The following is a 6,108-nucleotide window of genomic DNA, read 5'->3' as shown; positions in this document are numbered from 1 at the left end:
GTAGTGCCACCCGGCATTTTCGAAAGGACTTAAATCTCGACCTGCGTACCCAGCTCAATCACGCGGTTAGGCGGGATCTCAAACTGGTCAGGCGCACGCAGGGCGTTACGCTGCAGGATCAGGTACAGCTTGCCGCGCAGGCGCAGGTACCACGGGCGCTTGCCGATGATCAGCGACTCGTGGGACATAAAGAACGACGTCTCCATCATCCGGCAGCTTAAGCCTTCCAGACCGCAGCGGTGGAACACCTCTTCCACGTTCGGCGTTTCGCGCCAGCCGTAGCTTGCCACCACGCGCCAGAAGGTCGGGGAGAGCTGCTCAATCTGCACGCGGCGTACGTTGTGAACATATGGCGCATCTTCGGTACGCAGCGTCAGCAGGATCACGCGCTCGTGCAGCACTTTGTTGTGCTTGAGGTTATGCATCAGCGCGAACGGGATCACGTTCAGGGCGCGAGACATGTACACCGCGGTGCCGGGCACGCGGACCGGCGGGGATTTCTCCAGCGAAGCGATCATCGCCTCCAGAGAATTCCCGTGCTCATGCATACGGCGCAGCAGGCGGAAGCGCTCGCTTTTCCAGGTGGTCATGACGATGAACATCACCAGCCCCAGCGTCAGCGGCAGCCAGCCGCCGGAGACAATCTTGTCGAGGTTCGCAGAGAACAGCGGCACGTCAATACACAGGAAGCCCACCAGAATCATCGCCACGAGGAATTTATTCCAGTGCCAGTTACGGTACGCCACCGTGGTGGAGAGAAGCGATGTCAGCACCATGGTGCCGGTTACCGCAATACCGTACGCCGCCGCCAGGTTGCTGGAATGCTCGAAGCTGACAATCACAATCACAACAGCGAAGTAGAGCAGCCAGTTAACGAACGGGATGTAGATCTGGCCCGACTCCATCTCTGAGGTATGAATGATGCGCATCGGTGAGAGATACCCCAGACGCACGGCCTGGCGCGTCAGAGAAAACACGCCGGAAATCACCGCCTGAGAGGCAATGACGGTCGCCAGCGTCGCCAGGATCAGCATCGGCACCAGCGCCCAGTCAGGCGCCAGCAGGAAGAACGGGTTCTTAATCGCCTCCGGGTTTTTGAGCAACAGCGCGCCCTGGCCGAAGTAGTTGAGTACCAGCGACGGCAGCACAACCAAAAACCAGGCCACGCGGATAGGCAGCTTTCCGAAGTGACCCATATCCGCATACAGCGCTTCCACACCGGTGATGGAGAGCACGACCGCCCCCAGCGCCACGAAGGAGACGACCTTATATTCGAGGAAGAAATGCACGGCCCAGTATGGGTTCAGCGCATGCAGCACTTCCGGGTTCGCGATAATGCTGCGTAAACCGAGCGCCGCCAGGATCAGGAACCAGGCCAGCATAATCGGCGCAAACAGTTTTCCCACCAGCCCGGTACCGTGCTTCTGGATCACAAACAGCAGCGTCAACACGATTATCGCCAGCGGGACCACCCACGTATCAAGCTGCGGCGCGATAATCTCCAGCCCCTCTATCGCCGAGAGGACCGAAATCGCGGGCGTGATAACCACCTCTCCGTAGAAGAAGCTGCCGCCAATCAGGCCGATAATCACCAGAACGGAGGTCATTCTGGCGGAGGTGTTGCGCCCTGCAAGGGACATCAGGGTCAGGATCCCGCCTTCGCCGGCGTTATCAGCGCGCATAACGAAGGAGAGATACTTAACGGAAACGACCAGGATCAGCAGCCAGAAGATGAGGGACAGGAAGCCAAACACGGCATCGCGCTCAACACCAAAGCCAAACTGGCCGGACAAACATTCACGAAGCGTATAAAGCGGGCTGGTGCCGATATCACCGTAGACAACCCCGATCGCCGCAAGCGTAATTGCGGGTAATGATTGCTTATTATCAGTGCTCATAGACTAGTCTTTTCGTTTAAATAACAAATGTGTTCCTGGTCCCTTGGCCCACAAAAAGCGCACAGTATGCACGATTCATTGCAAAATCGTACCCCTAAATGCAACCGCATTAATGTAGCGCAAAGAAAATTGCGCCGCACTTCAGCCTATTACCAGCCCTGACTGAAACGTCTATACTCGCTTCAATTGGCCGCCACGACGGCGAAAGGATGCAAAACTATTATGGCTCACTCACATTTATTAGCAGAAAGAATTTCCCGCCTCAGCAGCGCGCTGGAGAAAGGCCTTTTCGAGCGTAGCCACGCCATTCGCCTCTGTTTACTGGCAGCATTGAGCGGTGAAAGCGTGTTTCTGCTTGGGCCGCCGGGCATCGCCAAAAGCCTGATTGCCCGCAGGCTTAAGTTTGCTTTTAAGAACGCCCGCGCGTTTGAATACCTGATGACCCGCTTTTCCACCCCGGAAGAGGTGTTTGGCCCCCTTTCCATTCAGGCGCTGAAAGATGAAGGACGCTACGAGCGCCTGACGACGGGGTATCTGCCTGAGGCAGAAATTGTCTTCCTTGATGAGATCTGGAAAGCCGGCCCGGCCATTCTGAACACCCTGCTCACGGCGATAAACGAACGTCGGTTCCGCAACGGCGCCAGTGAAGAGAAAATCCCGATGCGCCTGCTGGTGGCCGCCTCAAACGAACTGCCTGAAGCCGACAGCAGCCTGGAAGCGCTGTATGACCGTATGCTGATCCGCCTGTGGCTGGACAAAGTGCAGGATAAGTCCAATTTCCGTTCCATGCTGGTCAGCCAGCAGGATGAGAACGAGAACCCGGTAGCAGCGTCATTGCAGGTATCAGACGAGGAGTATTACCAGTGGCAGGAAGAGATCGGTAAAATTAAGCTGCCTGATTCCGTCTTCGAGCTGATTTTCATGCTGCGCCAGCAGCTTGATTTACTGCCCTCTGCCCCCTATGTCTCCGATCGCCGCTGGAAAAAAGCGATCCGCCTGCTGCAGGCCAGCGCCCTGTTCAGCGGTCGCGATGCCGTTGCGCCCATCGATCTGATCCTGCTGAAAGACTGCCTCTGGCACGACGCGGAAGGCATGAATCTGATGCAGCAGCAGCTCGACGTTTTGATGACCGGACACGCCTGGGGACAGCAGGCGATGCTCAATCAGCTGGGGGCGATTGCCCAGCGGCGCATCCAGCTTCAGCAGCAGCAAAGTGATAAAACCGCGCTGAAAGTGAATCGCCTGGGGGGGATGTTCGCCCGCAAACCGCACTATGAATTACCCGCCGAACTCACCAGCCCGACGCTGACCCTGCTGCTCCAGCAGCCGCTCAAGCTGCATGATATGCAGGTGGTGCACGTGACGATTGAGCGCGAGACGCTGGCGCAGTGGCTGGATAAGGGTGGAGAGATCCGTGGAAAGCTCAACGGCATCGGTTTCGCGCAGCCGCTGACCATGGAAGTGGACAGCAGCCAGCACCTGGTGATCCGCGACGTCAGCCTGCAGGGCTCGCGTCTTGCGCTTCCGGGAACCGCCTCTGAGAGCGTCCCCGAAGAGATTAAGCAGCAGCTGGACGCGCTGGACACCGAATGGCACCAGCAGCACACCCGCTTTAGCGAGCAGCAAAAATGCCTCTTTATCCATAGCGACTGGTTAGGCCGCATCGAAGCCAGCCTGCAGGACGTCAGCGCGCAGATCAAACAGGCGCGTCAATGCTAACCCTGGATACGCTTAACGTCATGCTGGCCGTCAGCGAGGAAGGGTTGATCGAAGAAGTGGTGATCACCCTTCTGGCTTCACCGCAGCTGGCGGCCTTCTTTGAAAAATTTCCGAAGCTCAAAAAGGCGATGACCGACGATCTTCCGCGCTGGCGGGATAACCTGCGTCAACGGTTTAAAGAGACCGAAGTCCCCCCTGAGTTAACGGAAGAAGTGGCCTGCTATCAGCAGTGCCAGCGGCTTTCCACGTCGCAGTTTATCGTCCAGCTTCCGCAAACCCTGACGTTGCTCGACAAGGTCCACTCCCCGTTTGCCAGCCAGGCCCGGGGGCTGGTCACGGACAACGCCACGTTCACTCCCGCACTGCACACCCTCTTCTTACAGCGCTGGCGTCTCAGCCTGGTGGTGCAGGCCACCACGCTAAACCAGCAGCTGCTGGATGAAGAGCGCGAACAGCTGCTCAGTGAAGTTCAGGAACGCATGACCTTAAGCGGCCAGCTTGAGCAGGTGCTGGTGGAAAATGAGAACGCGGCAGGGCGTCTCTGGGATATGAGCGCCGGCCAGCTCCGGCGCGGGGACTATCAGCTGATCGTCAAGTACGGCGATTTTCTGGCGCAGCAGCCCGAGCTGATGAAGCTTGCAGAACAGCTGGGACGTTCAAGGGAGGCAAAGTCGGTTCCAAAGAAAGACGCCCCGATGGAAACCTTCCGCACCCTGGTGCGTGAGCCGGCCACCGTTCCAGAGCAGGTCGACGGGCTCCAGCAGAGCGATGATATTCTGCGCCTGCTGCCCACCGAGCTGAGCACGCTCGGGATGACCGAGCTGGAGTACGAGTTTTACCGTCGGCTGGTAGAAAAACAGCTCCTCACCTACCGGCTGCACGGTGAAGCCTGGCGCGAGAAAGTCAGCCAGCGGCCGGTCATTCATCAGGATTTTGACGAGCAGCCGCGCGGGCCATTTATTGTCTGCGTGGATACGTCCGGCTCCATGGGCGGGTTTAACGAGCAGTGTGCAAAGGCGTTCTGTCTGGCGCTGATGCGCGTGGCGCTCGCCGATCGCCGCCGCTGCTTCATCATGCTGTTCTCCAGCGAAGTCGTGGGCTATGAGCTGACGAACCAGCAGGGGATCGAGCAGGCAATCCGCTTCCTGAGCCAGCGCTTTCGCGGCGGAACCGATCTGGCCAGCTGTTTTCGCAGCATCGTAGAGCGGATGCAGGGCGGCGACTGGTACGACGCTGACGCGGTAGTGATATCCGATTTTATTGCCCAGCGGCTGCCGGATGACGTGGTCAATAAAGTGAAGGAATTACAGCGTGTGCATCAGCACCGTTTTCATGCGGTGGCGATGTCCGCCCATGGAAAACCCGGCATCATGCGCATCTTCGATCATATCTGGCGCTTTGATACCGGGTTGCGTAGCCGCCTGCTCAGACGCTGGCAGCGTTAATTACAGAAGAGAACCGACGCTTTCACGCACCTGCTGCGGCCAGACGCCACACTGCACCTGACCAATATGGGGCAGCTGAAGCAGCAGCATGGTCAGACGGGACTGGCCTATACCGCCGCCAATCGTCTGCGGCATTTCCCCACGCAGCAGCGCCTGGTGCCACTCCAGTTTGAGACGATCTTCATCTCCGGTCACCGCCAGCTGGCGCTTCAGCGCCTCAGCATCAACGCGGATCCCCATAGAAGAAAGCTCGAATGCGTCTTCCAGCACCGGGTTCCAGACCAGAATATCGCCGTTCAGACCGGCAAATTCCCCCTCACCGGTGGTGCTCCAGTCATCATAATCCGGCGCACGAACGTCGTGGCGTTTGCCATCAGACAGCTTGCCGCCGATCCCAATCAGGAACACCGCCCCGAGCTCTCTGGCGATCGCCCGCTCGCGGCCTTTGGCATCCAGATCCGGGAAACGGGTCAGCAATTCCTGGCTGTGTACAAAGTGGATCGTTTCCGGCAGGAACGGTGCCAGACCAAACGCTTTGCTTACGGCCGCTTCGGTCGCTTTGATCCCGGCGTAGATCGCCTCAACGGTAGACTTCAGCGTGCCAACGTGGCGCTCGCCATCGCCCATCACGCGCTCCCAGTCCCACTGGTCAACGTAAACGGAATGAATGGGAGACAGGCGGTCTTCATCGGGGCGAAGGGCTTTCATGTGCGTGTAGAGCCCTTCGCCCGCGCTGAAGTCATGTTGTCCCAGGGTCTGACGCTTCCACTTCGCCAGTGAATGAACCACTTCGAACTGGGCGTCTGGCAGCGTTTTCACTTTTACTTGTACCGCTTTTTCGCATCCAGAGAGGTTATCCTGCGTTCCGTCACCCACGCGGCTGAGGATCGGTGCCTGGACTTCAATCAGCCCAAGCTTCTCTTCCAGCTGGCGGGAAAAATGGGATTTTACGAAACTGATCTGGCGTTGTTTTGCGATGTAAGCGGTTTTCATTATTTATACTCCTGCGTCCTGTTGATATTGATTAAGCAACAGAAATGGCACCT

General features: G+C 58.0%; 4 protein-coding genes. 2 read left to right on the top strand and 2 right to left on the bottom strand.

Translation table 11 applies throughout. From position 1 onward, the window contains the following. Positions 1–29: 29 nt before the first annotated feature. Complete coding sequence (kup, locus tag N6P30_RS09085; RefSeq protein ID WP_021242659.1) at positions 30–1,898, bottom strand: low affinity potassium transporter Kup; 1,869 nt, start codon at positions 1,896–1,898, stop codon at positions 30–32. A 222-nt stretch (positions 1,899–2,120) separates the two neighbouring features. Here kup and ravA point away from each other — a divergent pair, with 222 nt between their 5' ends. Both ravA and viaA read left to right on the top strand, forming a co-directional pair. Continuing rightward, on the top strand, positions 2,121–3,617 hold the full coding sequence (ravA, locus tag N6P30_RS09080; protein ID WP_023293680.1) for an ATPase RavA: 1,497 nt from the start codon (positions 2,121–2,123) through the stop codon (positions 3,615–3,617). Then, complete coding sequence (viaA, locus tag N6P30_RS09075) at positions 3,611–5,062, top strand: ATPase RavA stimulator ViaA (RefSeq protein ID WP_008500200.1); 1,452 nt, start codon at positions 3,611–3,613, stop codon at positions 5,060–5,062. The genes ravA and viaA overlap by 7 nt, the downstream gene beginning before the upstream one ends. Here viaA and asnA read toward each other — a convergent pair whose 3' ends face one another. Continuing rightward, on the bottom strand, positions 5,063–6,055 hold the full coding sequence (asnA, locus tag N6P30_RS09070; protein ID WP_008500199.1) for an aspartate--ammonia ligase: 993 nt from the start codon (positions 6,053–6,055) through the stop codon (positions 5,063–5,065). It abuts the gene before it with no gap. Positions 6,056–6,108 lie beyond the last annotated feature (53 nt).

It is taken from the genome of Enterobacter sp. PL1, from assembly GCF_945957325.1.
In the GTDB taxonomy this organism is placed as follows: domain Bacteria; phylum Pseudomonadota; class Gammaproteobacteria; order Enterobacterales; family Enterobacteriaceae; genus Enterobacter; species Enterobacter roggenkampii.
This window is presented reverse-complemented; position numbering and strand designations above follow the sequence as displayed.